A 17,039-nucleotide genomic window follows, 5' to 3' on the forward strand; every position below is an offset into this window, starting at 1 on the left:
GTACTTATTAATTATAAATGAAAAAATAATTTTGAAGAGGAGTAGTCATGGAATTAACATATAGGTTCGGAAGAGGATACTGGAGAAATATAAAGGAAGGAAACGAGAGAGAATGGATGATAGGCAATGGTATTGGCGGGTATAGCAGTCAAACTATCATTAATAGTGGATTTAGATGTCATAATGGGTATTTAATAGCAGCAATGAATCCGCCAGTAGAACGTTATTCAATATTATATAGAACTCAGGAAAAAATCGTCACAGATGGAAGAACATATGATTTGACTTGTCAGGAATATAAGGATTATACGAAGAATGGTTATGAGTATCTCAAAAGTTTTATATTTGATTCAGTGCCTCAATATATTTATCAAATAGAAGATATAAATGTAAAAAAAACTATAGCTATGGAATATGGATATAATACTGTAGCTATATGTTATGAGATTGAAAATGGAAGTTCTAAGGCTAAAATTGATATTACACCACTGTTTAATTTTAAGGAAGCTGGTACATTTAAGGCTTCTGAGCAGCTGGATTTTAAAACTGAATTACAAGACGATATATTAAAATTGTATCCTAATGAAGATGATAAGAAGATAATAAGTTTTATGTCATCAGCAGGCATATTTAAGGACAGAAGTCTTATAAAAGTACAGAATGATTTTAATTATAATCCATTAATTGAAGAGAATCATTACTATGAATTTGAAAATAGAAATGGATTTATTGGGTTAAATAATCATTATACGCCATATGATATTGAAATTGAATTAGAGCCTTTTGAAACTAAAAAGTTTTATTTAAAATGTACAGTAGAAGAGTTAGGTGATAAAGACGGATTTGATATCGTTAAAGAATATAAGGAAAGAACAAATGAATTATTGAATAGATCAGGCTATAAAGATTTTTTTGCATTAAATTTAGTAAAAGCAGCTGACCATTTTATTGTAGATAGAAAAAGTACTGGATTGAAAACAATACTTGCAGGATTTCCTTGGTTTGTTGATTGGGGGAGAGACACTATGATAGCTTTTGAAGGTTTAACGCTGTGTACAAAGAGATTTGAGGATGCAAGAGAAATATTAAAGTCTTTTACAGAATATATAAAAGATGGACTTGTTCCAAATGTTTTTGCGGATAAAGGAACACAAGCGTTTTACAATACTGCAGATGCATCATTATGGTATGTACAAGCTGTATATAAGTATTTAAAATATACTGGAAAGAAAAGTGATTTTAAGTTTGTTAATGATAAATTATTCGACAAGTTAATTGAAATTATTGATGCTTATTCAAATGGAACACATTTTTCAATAGGTATGGATGATGATTGTCTTATTCATGCTGGCAGCGGATTGGATCAAGTAACATGGATGGACGTAAAAGTAGATGAAATGGTTGTTACTCCAAGACATGGTAAGCCAGTAGAAATAAATGCTCTTTGGTATAATGCCCTTTGCATAATGGATTGGTTATGTAGAAAGTATGAAATGAATGGATCAAAATATGAAAGTTTAGCGAGAAAAGTTAAAAACTCCTTTAACAAAAAATTCTGGAATGAAAAAGAACAGTGTTTATTTGATGTTGTTGATGATTATGATGGGAAAGTTAGGCCAAATCAAATATGGGCAGTATCATTGCCATTTACTATGTTAGAAAAAGAAAAGGAAGCGAAAGTTGTGAATAAAGTATATAAAGAATTATATTCGACTTATGGATTGAGATCGCTGTCATACTTAGATAAAGATTTTAAGAGCGAATATATAGGACCACTTATGAAAAGGGATTTAGCATATCATATGGGGACAACATGGGCATTCTTAATAGGGAGCTTTATATCAGCATATTGTAAGGTAAATAATCACTCTAAAGAAGCAGTAAGTAGAGCAAAAGAAATGTGTGAAGTATTTCAGGATCATATGAAAGATGGATGTATAAATGGAATAGCTGAAGTATTTGATGGAAAATTTTCAGCTACAGGCAGGGGATGTTATAGTCAAGCCTGGAGTGTAGGCGAAGTTTTAAGAGCATATACTAACGATGTACTGCCATTTATTTGATTCACTTTGCATAGTATTAGAAAAATAATTTTATAAGAAAAATAAATCGCTAAAGAAGTTCAATTATTTAAATATAAAATTTAGATAGTTGGACTTTTTACAAATAGGACATGGGGAATATTGGAGTTAATAAACTCTGAATTAGGATTACTTATAGTATTAGTTTTAAGTTTGTTTATTCACTAATAACTTCTATACATATTTAAATACAGCAACTGGAGCTTTATCCCGTGTTTTAAATTGATTTCCATAAAGCCATCACATTTCATTTTTCCTCCAAACGATTCCATAGGAGCATTATCGGACATATTACAGATATGTTCAATATAGAATCGTGTTAGTTCGTCTGTCGGGAAATCGTTATGATAATCATGGTAGAGCAGGTCATATAGCCAATCAATACTGTAGCTGGGAAAAGAGTTTTGCCAAGTATCCTTGAAAGCATTCAGATAACTTTTTAAAAGATCGCTTTGAAAATTGCAACAAATTTCATCTCATTTGGAAGTTATTGAACAAAAGGTGGAAAGAAAGTCTCTACTATTTTATGGTTGTAGGCTGGATAGTGTAAAGTGAGCTATGAAAAAACAGAAATAAAAAATGGATACCAACATAAGTTGAAATTATTCAACTTAGTAATATGATAACTAATTTTAAGTACAACAAAAGACCTCCGTCGGCGAAGAAGATAGATTTTATATTAGAGATCACCACGAAGCTATTATTAATGAATAAACTTTTGAAAAGGCACAAGCGATTTTAGAAAGAAGGAATCAAAACAGGGTTAAAATTAGTGATGGAAATATTAAATAAAGAATTATCGAATGAACTTGGTAAGGGTTTTTCGCGTTCAAATCTTCAGAATATGAGAAATTTATATTTGTGTTATCTAAATTACCAGACACTGTCTGGCGAATTAAGTTGGTTGAATTACTAAAAAAATTTTTGAAATTTCATGTGATTTCCTTTAATTATTCATATATATTAAATAGACACCTATAAAAAGAGCAGCTATGCTGCAATCCGGAACTATTTGCAATATCGATCATTTGAGTATGGATTTATTTAATATATAAAGTTGAAGGAGAATGATTAAGATGAGAGAAAGAAAGTTTGTAAAATTCAGAGTAGACATGCCAGATGATACTAAATTAAAAATAATAGATATGAAACCAGAAAGGGATCTTATTCATTATATATGGTATAGACTTGTGCTTTTATGCGGTAAAGTTAACTTAGATGGAGAATTATATATGTCAAAAAATATTCCATATACTACAGAAACTTTAGCAATAGAGTTTAATAGAGAGATTAACCAGGTTGAATTGGCCTTAGATGTATTAATTGGGTTAGAAATGGTTGAACTTACTGAACATAAGGTTTATTGTGTAAAAAACTTCGCTAAGCATCAAAATATAAAAGTTAAGGAAAAAACTGAAACAGGGAATAATGAAGTCATTGTAAATAACAATGTACAAGCAGTTGATAATATAAAAGACGAAATTAATAAGAATGATAACAAAAAATATCTAAATCGAGTTAATACAAATGAAACTCCAATCGTTCCAGTTAACAATGAAAAAGATAACGTGGAAAATGTAAAAGATAATAAAAGTAATGAGCCTAAAAATCAAGTTAGTGCTGATGAAGTTGCAATTACTACAGTTAATAATTTAAAAGATAATATTGTAACAACTTTAGATAGAGAGAAGAATAAGAAAACTAGGAAAAAGAAGAAAGAGAGTATCTATAATGTTACAGATGAAGAAAATGATGATAGAGAAATATGTACACTGACAAGTGGTGAATTTGTCCTGGGTAAAGGTGAGAAAGTTATCTCTGCATGGACGTATTAGAGAACTCAGAAATCAAATATTTGTAGGCCTGAAAGTGGAACAGTTAGCAGAGAAAATTAATATAATGGAATTGTTATTGAATTATTTTATTGGGAGAAATTAACATGTTATCTAGTAATAAATTTATACGACAATCATTAGAATTACATCTTTTCTTTGCAAGAATTATGAAGGAACATTCATTTTTTTTGGAAATAGGGTTTACACCAAAGAATTCAAATTATATAGATGAAGCAGATGCTTTTAGAATGGGCTTCGATAATCTTTTATATGATGTAATTACTATGTCTGAAGGTATTGTAAGCAGTGATGTATTACAATCTGGTGAAGTAGTAACTCCTTTTACCCTTGAAGCTGAAAAAGCATCAGCATATTTTACAGGAGTGAAAATTGCGACTGATCTTACTAAGGTAGAAGCTGAATTAATGAGTAGTTCCTTTAGCAGACATAATCATGAAGAGCTTGAGAAAAAAGTATTTGCCATTAACAACAGGGCAATGGAATTAACTAGAGGCTTAATAAGATTTAAGACTGGATTATTATCAGAGGTTTTATCCTGCAAGATATTTACGGTTAATTATCCATTGCTTATAGATCATATTTTAAGAGAAGCAAAGTTTTATTTTATGCTAGTTCAAAGGCTTCAAAGTCGTGAAGAAATTGATATAGAGAGAAAAGCTTATGAACAAGAAGTTTTCTGGAATAGAATTATGGCTGAACATTCAAAATTTATACGAGGATTACTAGATCCAACTGAAGATGAACTAATAAATACAGCAAATAACTTCGGTCATCAGTTTGATATATTAACTAGAGAAGCAAAAGAAGCTATGAATCAATCAATACCAATTTCTAAAGTTACAGATGAAAGTTTTGAAGCAACCAAATCGATAAGAAGCTTTAAGGCACAAGGGACTCAAGGGTTAGTAGAATGCAAGATTAAGTCTATAATAATACCATTGTTAGGAGATCATACATTACGTGAAGCAAGTCACTATTTAAGATTATTAAAAATATTTAGAAAAGCTGAAGATTGATTGTAAATTCTAATAGATTTAGAAGGTATAGCTTAAGGTGAGAATTTTATATAATAGAGAAGAATGGGTGTATATGATTAGCATATGCACTTATTTTAAATTATATATTTCACTTTTTAAAATTCAATGAATAGTATATAGTATTGAAATTATTTGGAGGATATTTTAATGGAAAATAATTATAACAACTACGGGAGTTATAATGACCAAAATCAGAATAAAAACAGTAAAAGAGAAACTCATAATCATGAATTCCAGTCAAGCGTAGATTATGTAAAGGATGATGAGGGAATAGAACATAGTCATCACATTGCAGGTATTACTGGGCCATCAATTAGGTATGGTCAATCTCATGTTCACAAAGTAAATGTATTTATAGATACATCTGCTCATCATTATCATGAGATAAATGAAACTACTGGTCCAGCCCTTTATCTTAATGGAAGAAAACATGTTCATTTATTGAGAGGAACAACAACTTATGATGATGGGCATGAGCATAATTATTATCTTATAACTCAAGTAGAAGATCCTACAAGCATGCCAAAGGAAAATAATTACTAAAGAAATCTTATAGAGAGTGTTATATTTTTAATATGTAAATGGTATGGTAAGGACTAAAGGAATATATAAATAATTATATAATGAATAGAAGAAATACTTTGAGTAAAAAGAGCTTAAAGTATTTCTTTTTATTATTTTTTGTTAAATAAGCTATATTTGGTTATAATAGAATTATAAGAAAAATATGTAAATTAATTTATGTTAGTAAGGGGATTGAATTATGGAGATAAAAAAAGGGACAAATAAATTTTATATTGGAGATTCAGAAGAAAAACCTTTAGCTCAGATAATATTAAGTGATATGGAGAAGGAAATAATAAAAATAGAGCATACTTATGTTTATGAAGAGTTAAAAGGAAAAGGCGTAGGAAAATTGTTAGTAAAGAAAGTAGTGGATTTTGCGCTTTTAAACAATAAAAAGATAATACCAGTATGTGAATATGCCAAAAAAGAATTTGATAAGAATGATGAATATACTAGCGTTTTATATAACTCATTAGAACAATAATTATTTTTTTGGAGGTGTTGTTAAATGCTTGAAAAAGCTATAGCATTAGCTGCAAATGCACATGAAGGCCAAGTAGATAAAGCCGGCGAACCATATATATTACATCCACTAAGGCTGATGCTTTCAAGGAAAAATGAACCAGAAAGAATATGTGCAGTACTTCATGATGTAATCGAAGATACAGATATTACATTAGATAGCTTAAGAAATCAAGGGTTTTCAGAAGAAGTAATAACTGCCTTAGATGCATTATCAAGGAGAGAAAATGAAAGCTATGATGATTTCATAAGTAGAATTCTTGATAATAAGTTAGCTTGTTATATAAAATTAGCTGATTTAAAAGATAATATGGATTTATCAAGAATTGAAGTTCCAACAGAAAGGGATTATCAAAGGGCAGAAAAATATCGTAAAGCGGCAGATAGAATAAGTAATGTTCTTGAGAAAGAGTAAAATAAAATTTCTAAATTTTAGCAATTATGAATAAATGACATTTAGCTAATAGGAGGAAAAGCTTATGAAACAAAATGCCAAAATTGCAATTATTAATTCATTTAAAGAGTTATTATCTAAGCAATTCATAGACAAAATAACGATTAAGGAAATTTGCAATCACTGTAATGTAAATAGACAGACTTTTTATTATTATTTTACTGATATAATGGATATTTTTAAATCTATAGTTTTAGAAGAAGTAACTAAAGAAATAGCACAAAATAGAACCTTTGAAAATTGGGAGGGAGGCTTTCTCGCTACCCTTAATTATTTAAAGAACAACTCAAAAATGATTCTTCATGTTTATCACTCTTCATATTGGTCAGAAGCTAATATTTATTTTACTGATTTTACTAATAAGTTGCTTGGTGATGTTATTACAGAGTGTGTAAATAAAATGAAAGTGAAATTATCTAAGGAGGATAAGCTCTTTATTATCAATTTTTACAGACATGTATTTAATGGTTTAATTATAGATTGGATAGATAAAGATATGATGGTAGAACCTAAAATTATGCTTAAGAAATTATTAATAATGATAACAGGAAGTATTCCTCGATCTGTAGCTTCCTTTGCTAAAGAAGCATAGAAAAGATAATTTAATAGTTAATACATGCAATTCATACAGATTAGCTGATTTGTCTATTGAATGAAACGTTTTCGAGAACCTATAATTAATATGTAGATGGTAAAAATTTCATAATAAGGGGGATCTTAAATGTTTACTTTCAATTATGCAGAAGGAGCATCCGTATTGAGTGTATGGGGTGTTTGGGTATTAGTTTTTGTTGCACTGTTTGGGTTAAATGAGGTTACTCGTAGATCGAAATATGTTGGATTTTTTTGTTTTGTTATTTTACCAATAGGTCTTTCGATTTTGTGGTTTACAGTGTTAAAAGATACAACGTATACGGATTGGTTTCATTTAGCAAAAGTATATTCTTCAACAGCGGGATGTATAGGTTTTTGGTGTATTAGACATGTTAAAGGCAAAAATAAATTGACTGGTAAGGAATGGAAAATGGCTGATATGAAATGGGCATTAATCTTTCCTCCACTAATTCTTGCCATTAATATTGTTGAAGCTGTAAGTCGTGACTTTCAAGTTGGGATGCAATATGCTGGAGGCGGAATCTTAGCAGATGAGGCAATGTATGTGCTTGGAGGCCCTTGGAATTTCATGAATGGAATTGCAGGAATTTTGAATATTATTACTATAACTGGATGGTTTGGAATTTGCATTAGAAAAAAGACTTCAAAGGATGGAAGTATGGATATGTTATGGCCAGACATGTTATGGTTTTGGATTGTAGCCTATGATCTTTGGAATTTTGCATACACTTATAATTGTTTACCAGGTCATGCTTGGTATTGTGGGTTTGCATTATTATTAGCACCTACAGTTTGCGCTTTTACAATAGGAAAAGGAGCGTGGCTACAACATCGTGCACAAACTTTAGCCTTATGGTGTATGTTTGCACAAACTTTCCCAGCATTTATGGATAAAGGAACCTTTGCAGTTTCTTCCACATATAATGCAGTTCCACTTTTTGCATTTAGTTTTGCAGCATTAATTTCTAATGTAGCAGTATTTGTATATATGATTTGGAAAATAGTTAAGACAAGAAGAAATCCGTATCTTGGTGAATTATATACAGATTTAGTTAAATATAGAGAAGTGGAAACTCTTGCACAATAAAAATTAAAAGAGTATATCAACTAAGCTCATTTGGTTAAAAATACTTGGTTGATATACTCAAAGATAAATTGTAAAAAATACTTAAGAAATCTTAAATTTAGATACTAATAAGGATAAAGTATTAATACTTTCCTTCATTGAATTAGTTTGCTTTGTGATATCTGAAATCATTTCTACTACAGTAGTAGTTTTCTCAGCTATACTAATAGTTCCTTCAGCTCCTTCATTTGTAGCCATATTTATGCCTTCAAGAGAAGCTGCAATATTTTGCATTAACTTACTTATCTGTGTAGTTGCAGTACTAAAATCATTAGATAAACTATAAATATTTTCAGCATCTTTGTTATATGTTTCACCTGTTTTGACCATAGAACTATAATCTTGTTTAACACTTTTATCAACAAATTCTAATAGTTCATTAGAACTAGCAGCAAGATTTTCTACAGAAGTTAATACTGTTTGGGTTACATTTTGTATTTCATTTACAACACTTTCAGAATCTTCAGCAAGCTTTCCTATTTCGGCAGCTACAACTGCAAAGCCTTTTCCAGCTTCACCAGCTCTTGCAGCCTCAATTGATGCGTTAAGTGCAAGTAGATTTGTTTGTGAAGTAATTTCTAATATAGAATTAGATAACGTTCTAATTTGTTCAACAGCTTTAGATTGTTCTATAGCTTCTCTTAAATTTTTATTAGTTGAAGCATAGATTTCATCTGCACTCTTTTGAGAAGAAATAGCATCTGTTTTTACCTTATTAGCTCTATTACTTATATCTGTTGATACATTTGAGCTTTCAGTTGCCTTTGTAGCAATTATTTTGACAGTAGCCTGTATTTCTGTTGAAACAGAATTCATTTTTTCGGTTGAAGCAGCGGTTTCCTGCATTCCTGCAGAAAGCTCTTCAGTAGTTGATGAGACATCTTGCATTTCATTTGATAATCTTTCTATATTACTATTAGTAGTACCAATCATATTTACAATATTTGAGGATTCATTAATTACTGAGCTTAACAATTCTTTGATGGATTTTTGCATCTTGTCAACGGCTCTTAGCATTTGTCCAATTTCATCTTTAACATTCAATAATTTTGGTGAAATATTGCTGGTGAAATCACCAGTTGCAAGTATTCCAAGATAATTTGTTGCTATACTTAGTACAGAAGTAATTGGTTTTACTATCAGATAAGTAATTATTATTCCTAGAATTATTGATAGTATAATAATAATTGAAAGTGTTTTTATAGATTGAGCATTAGCACTTTGTGTTTTTGTATATATATCGTCAGCGTTTTGAATATTAGATTTTAAAAGTGCATTAGCGCTACTACGAAAAACATCTAGAAGGTCTTTATTTTCAGCCATAAAACTAGTTATTTCTTGAGTTTTTATATTTTCAGAATAAGCCATATCTTTTATTTTATAACATAGACTTTTATATTGAGGCAGATTGCTTTCAAGTTTGTTTATATCATCTTTTTCATCATCAGTTAAATCTAAAGCTTTATATTTGGCTATAGCATTTGTTATGCCATCAATTTTTTCATTCATTTCTTTTAAATAGGCAGCTTGATTGTCAGTATCACCTTTGTACATAATAAGGTTAACTAAATCATATTGACAGGTTCTTGCCTGAATTCTAATATCATCAAGTATATTTATAGCTTTCATATCGCTATTATACATTGTTGATAAATTTTCATTAGAATTTTTAGTGAAGGAATAACCTGTAAATCCAACAATACAGGTGAAAATTAAAAGTATCACAGATAAAAGTGTTACTTTATGAAAAATTTTTAGATTTTTTAACATTTATTATTAGCTCCTCTCATATACAATAATTACTTATGAATGTGTATTTTAGCCATATGTTCTAAGAAAATATGGTAATTAATTATAAGAATAGAATAATTGGTTATACCATACTATAATCGAATAAGAAAGTTTTATCTTTAGACTTGCAAGTTAAGCTTATACTTCTAAAATAGGCTATGGATATTTATATAAATAATTTTTATTTGATAAATAAAAATTATTTTAAAGGATATAATTATTAATGGTAATTTTATATTTAAATAGATAATTTTAATTAAATTAGACGGTTGAAGAGATTTCTGATATTATATAGTAATGAAAAACTAAGATGATCTTGAGAAATTAAAAAATAAATAAGGTGGAAAAAGTATGAAAACAAAAAGATATTTAAGTTTATTTTTCATAACAATATTAGCAAGCTTATTTATGTTAATGGGTTGTGGAAATAATGTGTCCATTGCGAAAGAAAAGTCTAATACTGAATCAAAAGCTAGTGAAACTAGTGAGAAAAGTTCTATAGAAGAAAATAAAAATTTGCCAATAGCAACTATAACAGTAAATGGATATGGTGTTATTAAAGCAGAATTATATCCTGAGATTGCTCCAAATACAGTTAATAATTTTATAGATCTAGCTAATAAGAATTTTTATAACAATTTAAAATTTCATAGAGTGATAAAGAATTTTATGATTCAAGGTGGAGATCCGAAGGGTGACGGAACTGGGGGACCTGGATACTCAATTGAAGGCGAATTTACTTCTAATGGATTTGCAAACAGTTTAAAACATACAAAAGGAGTCCTTTCAATGGCAAGGACTAGTGATCCTAATAGTGCTGGAAGCCAATTTTTTATAATGTCAGGAGATGCAGCAAATCTTGATGGTGAGTATGCAGCTTTTGGTAAAGTGATTTCAGGCTTGGATGTAGTAGATAAAATACAAAATGTATCAACTAATTCAGCTGATGCACCTAAAGAAGATGTTGTTATTACATCAATTACTGTAGACACAAGAGGCGTGCAATATAGTGAGCCAAAGAAAAAATAAAGTAAAACTCCTCAGTAATATATAAAATATATTTTGAGGAGTTTTATTATGATGTATAGTTGTAAAAATAATTGTTCAAAATTTAAAGATTTCCAAAGAAAGTCATCAATCAATGTTCAATGATAATTTAGTAATGATAATTGAGTATTGATCATTGACAATTGAAATATATTAATTACTCTTAACTATATTAAATTTCCCGTTATCTTTCATATTTGAACTACCTTCAACTACTACTTGATCATCAGCTGATACGCCATCTTTAACTTCAATATATTGATTTTTTGCTTGTCCAAGCGTTACAACTCGTTTAGTTAATTTATCACCATTAATAACATATATATAGGAGCTGCCATCTTCATTAATTACAGATTCATTTGGAACTAATAAAGAATTATCTGACTTTGAATCTACAAGTGAAATATTAGTTACCATACCTATTTTTATTTTATCGTCTGGATTAGTAATATTTATCTTAACATCAAACATACCTGTTTTTTGATCTGCTGAAGGTGAAATTGTAGTTATGGCTCCATCGTAAGATATTCCAGTAGATGGTACAGATATTTTTGCAGCCATTCCTACAGCTATTGAATTTATATTTGTTTCAGTAACTTTAATGAGAACATTAAGGGCAGCTTCATTTTCTAAAACAAGTGAAGGGGTTTGAGTAGGAGCTAATTCTCCAACTGAAATATTTTTTGCACTTATTTTCCCATCAATAGGAGCAGTTACAGTTGCATTTTCAAGCTGATGATTTGCTATATCTAAGGCAGCCTTAGAACTATCCACTTGAGCTTTTGCAGCAGCAATATTATCAGGATTTAAAACTGAACTTGTAATTGAAGCATTTTGGCTTGCAGCAGCAAAACTAGTCTTTGCATTATTTAGCCTTGTTTCAGCGGTAGCTTTTGCTATATCTAAAGCAGCTGAAGCAGTATCCAATTTACTTTTTGCAGTATCTAAATCAACCTTTGTAGCTGCAGATGCTTGATAAAGGGTATTAGTACGGTCATAATTTGCTTTTGCATCATTATAAGCAGTTTGAGCAGAAGCAATGGCAGTATTATTTTGATATTGATTTTGTGCATCCTTTAACTCATTCTTTGCTTTTTCTAAAGCAGTTGCAGCATCATTTTGAGCTTGTTTAGCTGAACCACCAGCAGTTTTGGCATATGCTATATTAGCAGCATCATAGTTTGCTTGAGCTTGATTCACTTTATAGGTTAATTCTGTATTATCAATAGTAAAAAGAGTATCGCCTTTTTTTACAGATTGTCCAACATCTACATTTATTGTTTGAATCTTACCTGCGGCACTTGGAATTATAGAAATTTTATCTCCAGATTCAACATTTGCAGTATAAGTATTATCACTTATTGAATTAGACATTTTTACTTTAGTGACAGTTACATTGGCTATATCTGAATTATTATTGCAGCTTATTAATAATGTACTTGTACATATTAAACATAAAGCACCTAAAATTACTTTCTTCATATCTATCCAATCCTTTCGTATTATTTAGAATTAGTTATCTGAGTTTTATTGAAACTACTGCATTCATCCCTAAGGTCATAGGTAGCTTCTCATTATTATCTATAGTTATTTTAATTGGTATAAGCTGAGTAACTTTTGTGTAGGTTCCACTAGTTGTAAGACTTGTAGCTGAAGCTGAAAAGTACGTTTGTGTTGTATCGTCTATGTCAGTTACTTTGCCTTTAAAAGTTTTACCAGGGTAGGCATCTATTTCAACTTCTGCTTGTTGTCCAACCTTGATTTTCATTATATCTGTTTCCTCAACATTAACTCCTATATACATGTTAGCTGTATCAGCAACTACAGCAAGCTGGCTTGTTGCAGCAACAGTTTGGTTCTTGACAGCATCACTTTTTACTACAGTGCCATCTATAGGAGAGATAATGTATGGTAAGACTTCTTGTCTTCCCAATACTTCATCTTTCTTTACTAAATCACCAGCACTTACATTCCATTCTAAAATTTTTCCAGAAGTCACTGGAGTAATTGGATACATTTTTGCTGTAACTTTAGCATTATCAGTAGTGAAATAATTAATGCTTTTACTATAAAAATAATAGCCTACGCTACCAGCAAGTATTACAAATACAATAATAATTGAATAAAGTGTTTTTTTAGAAAAAACTTTTTTTAATTTAGCTTTCTTTGATTGTTCCATAACTCACTTCTCCTTTTATTTGAAATGTCCAATGAACATTTATCATTGGGATATATATTAATTATTTTCAAACTGACTCTTATAAAGTCCAGAATAGAAGCCATTGGCTTTAAGTAAAGTTTCATGATTACCTTGCTCGATAATATCGCCATCCTTCATCACTAGAATTACATCAGCATTTTTTATAGTCGATAATCTATGAGCAATTACAAAGCTTGTTCTATTAGACATAAGATTATCCATTGCTTTTTGAATAAGGACTTCTGTTCTAGTGTCTACAGAACTTGTTGCTTCATCTAAAATAAGTATTCTAGGATCTGCTAGAATTGTACGAGCAATAGTTAAAAGTTGTTTTTGTCCTTGAGATATATTGCTTGCTTCTTCATTTAGGATTAAGTCATATCCATCAGGTAGAGCTCGTATAAATTCATCACAATGAGCAGCCTTTGAAGCTTTAATTATCTGCTCATGAGTAGCCTCAAAATTTCCATACTTAATATTATCTAAAATGCTTGCATTGTACAGCCAAGTATCTTGAAGTACCATACCAAACATACTTCGTAGATCATTTCTAGTAAAATCGTTAATATTATGATTATCAACTAAAATTGCGCCAGAATTAATATCATAGAAACGCATTAATAGTTTTATTATTGTAGATTTTCCAGCACCAGTAGGACCAACTATGGCAACCTTTTGTCCTGCTTTTATTATAGAAGAAAAATTATTAATAATGATTTTATCATCGTTATAGCCAAATTTTACATTTTTAAATTCAACATTCCCAATTACTTTATCAAGTTTTATAGGACTTTCAACTTCAGGAGTTTGTTCTTCTTCACCTAAAAATTCAAATACACGTTCAGCAGCAGCAGCTGTTGATTGTAAAGTATTGGAGATATTAGCTAATTGAGCAATTGGCTGATTAAAAGAACGTATATATTGAATAAAGGCTTGAACATCACCAACATCTATGGTTTTTTTAGCAGCCAAATACCCACCTAAGATACAGACTAAAACATAACCAATATTACCTACAAAGGTCATAATTGGCATCATCATTCCTGAAAGAAATTGAGATTTCCAAGCTGAATCATATACTTCTTCATTTAATTTTTTGAATTTAGATATAGCCTCTTCTTCACCATTAAATACTTGAACCACATTGTGACCAGAATATATTTCTTCAATATGTCCATTCATATGTCCAATATATTCTTGTTGAGTTTTGAAATACTTTTGTGATTTCTTTGCAACAGATACAATGAGACCACCTGATAATGGTATTGTCAAAAATGCAACAAGGGTTAATAGAGGACTTATGCTAAGCATCATTACTAATACACCAATAACAGTTGTTGTAGAAGTTATTAATTGAGTCAAACTTTGATTTAAAGTTTGACTTAAGGTATCAACATCATTAGTTATTCTAGATAATACTTCTCCATGAGTTCTTGTATCAAAATATTTTAATGGAAGCTTATTTATTTTTTCAGAAATATCTTTTCTGAATCTGTAAGTTATTTTCATGGATACTCCAGACATTATATAAGCTTGAACATATGCAAAAACTGAAGAAATAATATATAAAAATACAAGTAATAAAATGCAGTTTCTTATATAATCGAAATCTGTTAAAAGATTTAAACCCATACTCCAGGCAATTAAGCCTTCAAAAAGTTTTGTTGTTGCTTTACCTAGAATTTTAGGTCCTACAATGGAAAAAATAGATGAAAATATAGCAAAAATTATAACTACAATTATTCTTCCTTTGAATTCTGACATATATGAAAATAAAGTAAGCATTGTACTTTTAAAGTTTTTTGCTTTTTCTCCTCCAGCCATTGCTCCCATACCGCCGCCCATGCCCATAGGACCTCTTCCACGTGAAGCTGGCTTTTTTTCACTCATTATAATTCCTCCTTGCTAAGCTGAGATAAAGCAATTTCCTTATAGACTTCACAAGTTTCCATAAGTTCATTGTGTGTACCTTTCCCAACAATATGACCTTTATCTAAAACTATTATCTGGTCTGCAGTCATTATTGTGCTTATTCTTTGGGCTACTAGTAAAACTGTACTTGAACCAGTTTCATTCTTTATTGCTCTTCTAAGGGCAGCATCTGTTTTAAAATCTAAGGCTGAAAAACTGTCATCAAAAATACATATTTGAGGTTTTTTTACCAAGGCACGAGCAATTGATAAACGCTGCTTTTGACCACCGGAAACATTATTACCACCTTGTGCTATTGAAGTTTCAAATCGATCTTCTTTTGAATCTATAAATTCCATTGCTTGAGCTATTTCAGCTGCTTTTAAAATATCAGCTTCAGTTGAGTCTTTGCCACCATAAGCAATGTTGCTGTTTATAGTCCCAGAGAATAAAATTCCTTTTTGTGGTACATAGCCTAAGTTATTTCTTAAATCATAAAGAGATAAGTCATTTACATTAATACCATCTATTAAAACTTCACCTTTGGTTGCATCATAAAACCTTGGAATTAAATTAACCAAAGATGATTTACCACTTCCTGTTGAACCTATAAAAGCAGTTGTTTCACCTGGTTTAGCAATAAAATTAATATCATGAAGAACATCTTCTTCTGCACCAGGATAACTAAAGCAGACATTTTTAAATTCTATAAGCCCTTTTAAGGAAGCTTTAATATTTAATGGGGAAATAGGATCTTTTATTGATGGGTCTGTTTCAAGAACATCTGCAATACGAGCTGCAGAAACAGAAGCTCTTGGAATCATGATAAACATCATTGCCATCATTAAAAATGCCATTATTATTTGCATAACATATTGCATATATGCCATCATTTCTCCAACATCCATCTTAAAAGCAGATACCTGTTTAGCTCCAACCCAAACAATTAAAACTGTAACTAAATTCATTAATAACATCATAGCAGGCATCATCCCCGAGGTGACTCTATTAATAAAAAGATTAGTATCTGTTAAATTTTTATTAGCTTTATCAAATCTATTTTCTTCGAATTTTTGAGTATTAAAAGCTCTAATTACAAGCATACCATCTAGATTTTCACGAACTACTAAATTAAGCTTATCAATTAAGCTTTGAACTATTTTGAATTTTGGCATTACTAAAACGAACATAGTTAAAATGATACATAAAAGCACTACTATAGAAAGTACAACAATCCAAGACATGGATTTACTATTTGCGAGTGCATGTATAACACCACCAATACCTAGAATTGGTGCATAAAAAACAATTCTTATAACCATAACAATAAGGGTTTGTATTTGGGTAATATCATTGGTTGTTCTGGTTATAAGAGAAGAAGTTGAAAATTTATCGAATTCAGCACTGGAAAAGCTTTCAACTTTTTTGAATAAATCAATTCTCAAAGTTTGAGACAGTCCAGCAGCAACTTTAGCAGCAAAAAAACCTACAGCAACACTGAAGATTGCACTTACAAGAGATATTCCAATCATTTTAAAGCCTGTTTTTATTATATAAAGTGAATTATTAGTAGCTATTCCTTTATTAACAATGTCAGACATATAGTCAGGCAATGAAAGATCACAAATTGCTTGTCCAAATAACAACATAACTGCAAGTAGAATAAATAGAATATAGGGTTCAAAGTATTTCATTAATCTGGTCATATAAAATCATCACCTCTTTAAACTACTGTATAGATTTTATGATACTACGGTATAATAAGTTTGTAAATACGGTTGTTAAAGTATATAATGTTAGTATAATTCAAGGTTGACATATTAAAAAGTAGT

At 30.0% G+C, this 17,039-nt stretch carries 14 protein-coding genes; 9 read left to right on the forward strand and 5 right to left on the reverse strand.

What is annotated here, in order from left to right; translation table 11 throughout:
• Positions 1-47 precede the first annotated feature (47 nt).
• The 8 genes from L3B98_RS19470 (at position 48) to L3B98_RS19510 (ending at position 8,219) form a co-directional block, all read left to right on the forward strand.
• Positions 48-2,063, forward strand: coding sequence for an amylo-alpha-1,6-glucosidase (locus L3B98_RS19470; RefSeq protein WP_238917919.1), 2,016 nt, complete (start codon positions 48-50; stop codon positions 2,061-2,063).
• Positions 2,064-3,157: 1,094 nt separating this feature from the next.
• A complete protein-coding gene (locus tag L3B98_RS19480; RefSeq protein WP_238917920.1) occupies positions 3,158-3,916 on the forward strand; it encodes a phage replisome organizer N-terminal domain-containing protein in 759 nt (252 codons plus the stop codon).
• Positions 3,917-4,020: 104 nt separating this feature from the next.
• Positions 4,021-4,953, forward strand: a complete 933-nt coding sequence (locus L3B98_RS19485; RefSeq protein ID WP_238917921.1) for a DUF2935 domain-containing protein — start codon at positions 4,021-4,023, stop codon at positions 4,951-4,953.
• A 168-nt stretch (positions 4,954-5,121) separates the two neighbouring features.
• Positions 5,122-5,517: a YmaF family protein gene (locus tag L3B98_RS19490; RefSeq protein WP_077366266.1), complete on the forward strand. Its 396-nt coding sequence runs from the start codon at positions 5,122-5,124 to the stop codon at positions 5,515-5,517.
• Between the two features lie 220 nt (positions 5,518-5,737).
• Positions 5,738-6,025: a GNAT family N-acetyltransferase gene (locus tag L3B98_RS19495; protein ID WP_077366265.1), complete on the forward strand. Its 288-nt coding sequence runs from the start codon at positions 5,738-5,740 to the stop codon at positions 6,023-6,025.
• 24 nt (positions 6,026-6,049) lie between these two features.
• On the forward strand, positions 6,050-6,478 hold the full coding sequence (locus tag L3B98_RS19500; RefSeq protein WP_077366264.1) for an HD domain-containing protein: 429 nt from the start codon (positions 6,050-6,052) through the stop codon (positions 6,476-6,478).
• 64 nt (positions 6,479-6,542) lie between these two features.
• Positions 6,543-7,109 (forward strand): TetR/AcrR family transcriptional regulator, encoded by a 567-nt coding sequence (locus L3B98_RS19505; RefSeq protein WP_077366263.1) that lies wholly within the window; start codon positions 6,543-6,545, stop codon positions 7,107-7,109.
• 129 nt (positions 7,110-7,238) lie between these two features.
• The gene (locus L3B98_RS19510) at positions 7,239-8,219 is read left to right on the forward strand and encodes a DUF5692 family protein (protein ID WP_238917922.1); all 981 of its coding nucleotides are present in this window, start codon (positions 7,239-7,241) and stop codon (positions 8,217-8,219) included.
• A gap of 81 nt (positions 8,220-8,300) precedes the next feature.
• Here L3B98_RS19510 and L3B98_RS19515 read toward each other — a convergent pair whose 3' ends face one another.
• Positions 8,301-10,028, reverse strand: coding sequence for a methyl-accepting chemotaxis protein (locus tag L3B98_RS19515; protein ID WP_238917923.1), 1,728 nt, complete (start codon positions 10,026-10,028; stop codon positions 8,301-8,303).
• Positions 10,029-10,400: 372 nt separating this feature from the next.
• On the opposite strand from L3B98_RS19515, the gene L3B98_RS19520 reads away from it, so the two are divergent.
• Positions 10,401-11,078 carry a peptidylprolyl isomerase gene (locus tag L3B98_RS19520; protein WP_238917924.1) on the forward strand — a complete coding sequence of 226 codons (678 nt, stop codon included), beginning with the start codon at positions 10,401-10,403 and terminating at the stop codon, positions 11,076-11,078.
• 171 nt (positions 11,079-11,249) lie between these two features.
• On the opposite strand, the gene L3B98_RS19525 is transcribed toward L3B98_RS19520, so the two are convergent.
• From L3B98_RS19525 to L3B98_RS19540, 4 genes are read right to left on the reverse strand one after another with little or no spacing between them, the layout of a single operon-like run.
• The gene (locus L3B98_RS19525; RefSeq protein ID WP_238917925.1) at positions 11,250-12,578 is read right to left on the reverse strand and encodes an efflux RND transporter periplasmic adaptor subunit; all 1,329 of its coding nucleotides are present in this window, start codon (positions 12,576-12,578) and stop codon (positions 11,250-11,252) included.
• Between the two features lie 34 nt (positions 12,579-12,612).
• Positions 12,613-13,275, reverse strand: a complete 663-nt coding sequence (locus L3B98_RS19530) for an efflux RND transporter periplasmic adaptor subunit (RefSeq protein ID WP_238917926.1) — start codon at positions 13,273-13,275, stop codon at positions 12,613-12,615.
• Positions 13,276-13,332: 57 nt separating this feature from the next.
• Positions 13,333-15,186, reverse strand: coding sequence for an ABC transporter ATP-binding protein (locus tag L3B98_RS19535; protein WP_077366257.1), 1,854 nt, complete (start codon positions 15,184-15,186; stop codon positions 13,333-13,335).
• On the reverse strand, positions 15,186-16,913 hold the full coding sequence (locus L3B98_RS19540; protein ID WP_238917927.1) for an ABC transporter ATP-binding protein: 1,728 nt from the start codon (positions 16,911-16,913) through the stop codon (positions 15,186-15,188). Before L3B98_RS19540 ends, L3B98_RS19535 begins: the two co-directional genes overlap by 1 nt.
• Positions 16,914-17,039: the final 126 nt, after the last annotated feature.

It is taken from the genome of Clostridium sp. YIM B02555, assembly GCF_022320955.1.
In the GTDB taxonomy this organism is placed as follows: domain Bacteria; phylum Bacillota; class Clostridia; order Clostridiales; family Clostridiaceae; genus Clostridium; species Clostridium saccharoperbutylacetonicum.

Coding starts and splice junctions, on each gene's coding strand:
- L3B98_RS19470 (WP_238917919.1), top strand. CDS start 48: ATGGAATTAACATATAGGTTCGGAAGAGGATACTGGAGAAATATAAAG.
- L3B98_RS19480 (WP_238917920.1), top strand. CDS start 3,158: ATGAGAGAAAGAAAGTTTGTAAAATTCAGAGTAGACATGCCAGATGAT.
- L3B98_RS19485 (WP_238917921.1), top strand. CDS start 4,021: ATGTTATCTAGTAATAAATTTATACGACAATCATTAGAATTACATCTT.
- L3B98_RS19490 (WP_077366266.1), top strand. CDS start 5,122: ATGGAAAATAATTATAACAACTACGGGAGTTATAATGACCAAAATCAG.
- L3B98_RS19495 (WP_077366265.1), top strand. CDS start 5,738: ATGGAGATAAAAAAAGGGACAAATAAATTTTATATTGGAGATTCAGAA.
- L3B98_RS19500 (WP_077366264.1), top strand. CDS start 6,050: ATGCTTGAAAAAGCTATAGCATTAGCTGCAAATGCACATGAAGGCCAA.
- L3B98_RS19505 (WP_077366263.1), top strand. CDS start 6,543: ATGAAACAAAATGCCAAAATTGCAATTATTAATTCATTTAAAGAGTTA.
- L3B98_RS19510 (WP_238917922.1), top strand. CDS start 7,239: ATGTTTACTTTCAATTATGCAGAAGGAGCATCCGTATTGAGTGTATGG.
- L3B98_RS19515 (WP_238917923.1), bottom strand. CDS start 10,028: ATGTTAAAAAATCTAAAAATTTTTCATAAAGTAACACTTTTATCTGTG.
- L3B98_RS19520 (WP_238917924.1), top strand. CDS start 10,401: ATGAAAACAAAAAGATATTTAAGTTTATTTTTCATAACAATATTAGCA.
- L3B98_RS19525 (WP_238917925.1), bottom strand. CDS start 12,578: ATGAAGAAAGTAATTTTAGGTGCTTTATGTTTAATATGTACAAGTACA.
- L3B98_RS19530 (WP_238917926.1), bottom strand. CDS start 13,275: ATGGAACAATCAAAGAAAGCTAAATTAAAAAAAGTTTTTTCTAAAAAA.
- L3B98_RS19535 (WP_077366257.1), bottom strand. CDS start 15,186: ATGAGTGAAAAAAAGCCAGCTTCACGTGGAAGAGGTCCTATGGGCATG.
- L3B98_RS19540 (WP_238917927.1), bottom strand. CDS start 16,913: ATGACCAGATTAATGAAATACTTTGAACCCTATATTCTATTTATTCTA.